The following is a 2716-nucleotide window of genomic DNA, read 5'->3' on the forward strand; positions in this document are numbered from 1 at the left end:
GGTTGGGGTCGGTGAAGTCGAACATCGGTCATACGCAGGCGGCTGCGGGTGTCGCGGGTGTGATCAAGATGGTGCTGGCGATGCGGCACGGGATGGTGCCGCGGACCCTGCATGTGGACGAGCCGTCGTCGCACGTCGACTGGACGGCCGGTTCCGTGGAGCTGCTGACCGAGCAGCGGGAATGGCCGCACACCGGCGACGCCCCGCGCCGCGCCGGAGTCTCCGCGTTCGGGGTGAGCGGCACCAACGCCCATGCGGTGATCGAGGAGGCGCCCCGCGAGGACGCCCCCCAGGACCCCGAGACGGACGCCGACTCCGTACCCGCCACTCCTCGTCCGATGCCGCAGGAACCGCGCGTACTGCCCTGGGTACTGTCCGCCCGCACCCCGGAGGCTCTGCCCGCCCAGGCCGCACGGCTCCTCGCGCACCTGAGGGAGCACCCCGGCGCCACTCCGCTCGATCTCGCCCGGTCACTCGCCGTGCACCGGTCGGCACATCCGTACCGGGCCGCCGTCATCGGCACCGGCCACTCCGAACTCGTCGACGCTCTCACCGCGTTCGTCCAAGGCGACCGCACCGACGACATCGTCACCGGCGTCGCCCAGCCGGACGGACGCACGGCGTTCCTCTTCGCCGGCCAGGGTGCACAGCGACCCGGCATGGGTCGGGAGCTGTACGAGGCCCATCCCGTCTTCGCCGACACATTCGATGCCGTCTGCGCGCATGCCGATGCGGAGCTCGAACTCCCGCTGCGCGATGTGCTGTTCGGCGACGACGCGGAGCTGCTGAACCGTACGGAGTACGCACAGCCCGGGTTGTTCGCGCTGGAGGTGGCGCTGTTCCGGCTGCTGGAGTCGTGGGGCGTGCGGCCGGATGCGCTGCTGGGGCACTCCGTCGGCGAATTGGCCGCAGCGCATGTTGCGGGGGTGTGGTCGCTGGAGGACGCGTGTCGTCTGGTGGTGGCGCGGGGCCGGTTGATGCAGGCGTTGCCCGAGGGCGGTGCGATGGTGGCCCTGACGGCAGCGGAGGAGGAAGTGCTGCCGCTGCTGGCGGGGCGGGAGGCCGAGGTAGGCATCGCGGCGGTCAACGGCCCCCGGAGCGTGGTGGTTTCGGGCGTCGCGGAAGCGGTCGGGGAGATCGCGCACCACTTCCGTTCCCAGGACCGCAAGGTGACGGCGTTGCGGGTGAGCCATGCGTTCCACTCGCCGCTGGTGGAGCCGATGCTCGAGGAGTTTCGCGCTGTGGCCGAGAGCCTGGCCTACGCGCCCCCGGCTCTTCCGGTCATCTCCAATGCCACCGGCACGACCGCCACCGCCGAAGAGCTCTGCACTCCGGACTACTGGGTGCGGCATGTTCGTCAGGCGGTGCGATTCGCCGACGGTGTGCGGGCCCTCGCCACCCGTGAGATCACCCGCTACCTCGAACTCGGCCCGGACGGCACCCTCACCGCCCTGGCCCAGGCGTGCGCGGAGGCCGTCGCGCCATACGACACGGGGGCCGGCACCGACGCCATTCTGTTCGCCCCGACCCTCCGCAAGGACAGGCACGAAGCGGCCAGCGCACTCACGGCGCTCACCCGCCTGCACACCCATGGCGCCCCGGTCGCCTGGGAGAGCGTCCTCCCCGGCGGACGCCGGGTCGAGTTGCCCTCGTACGCCTTCCAGCACCAGCGGTACTGGCTGGCGGACCAGAGCCGCCCCGCCACAGGCGGCGGCGTACACTGCGAGCAGCCCGGAAGTGACGCGGAGACCGAGTTCTGGGACGCGGTCGAGCGAGGCGACCTCGGCTCGCTGTCCGATGCGCTGGGCCTCGCCGAGGACTCCCTGAACGGTCTCGTCCCCGCCCTCTCGTCCTGGCGTCGCCGGCGCCAGGAACGCTCACGGGCGGACCAGTGGTTGTACAGGGCGCACTGGAAGCCGCTCGACCCGTCCTCCGGCACGGTGCTCTCCGGCCGTTGGCTCGTGCTCCTTCCCGAAGGTACGACCCGGGACGCCCAATCGGAGGCCGTCACGACGGAACTCGCCGCCCGCGGCGCCGACCCCGTGGTAGTCGAACTTCCCGCGACACCCGAACGGGCCGCACTCGCCGAACAGTTGGCGAAGGTCAATTGTGGTGAGGTCTGCGGGGTCGTCCTCCGTACGGAGGCATCGCGCACCACCGGCACATCCGGCACCACCGGCACATCCGGCACCACCGGGCCGTCCGGCACAACCGAGACCTCCGACACCTCGGGGATGGCTGATGACGCGGCCCAGGCATGCGCGACGACAGCGGTGGTGCTGCAAGCCCTGGGTGACGCGGGTGTGGGCGGCCAGGTGTGGGTGCTGACGCACGGTGGTGTGTCGGTGGGCCGTTCTGACGGTGCTCCGGATCCCGGGCAGGCGGCGGTGTGGGGTCTGGGCCGGGTCGCGGCGCTGGAGTGTCCTCGTTGGGGCGGACTGATCGACCTCCCCGAGACTCTGGACCGTCGCACCACGAACCGACTTGTCACCGTCCTCGCCGGCGGGACCGGCCATGAGGACCAGGTGGCGGTGCGGGCGTCGGGTGTGCTCGGGCGTCGGCTGGTCCGGGTGGCTTCGGGTGGGTCCGTGGATGGGGTCGAGGGGGGTTGGTCTCCGCGGGGGACGGTGTTGGTGACGGGTGGTACGGGTGCGTTGGGTGCTCGTGTGGCTCGGTGGGCGGCTGCGGAGGGTGCGGGTCATCTGGTGCTGGTCGG

General features: G+C 71.6%; 1 protein-coding gene. It reads left to right on the top strand.

Annotated elements, in window-relative coordinates; translation table 11 throughout:
- Positions 1–2716, top strand: a 2716-nt coding sequence (locus tag AB0M26_RS31740) for an acyltransferase domain-containing protein (RefSeq protein ID WP_365266465.1), incomplete at both ends; no start/stop codon positions are given.

Source organism: Streptomyces sp. NPDC051776 (assembly GCF_040681345.1).
In the GTDB taxonomy this organism is placed as follows: domain Bacteria; phylum Actinomycetota; class Actinomycetes; order Streptomycetales; family Streptomycetaceae; genus Streptomyces.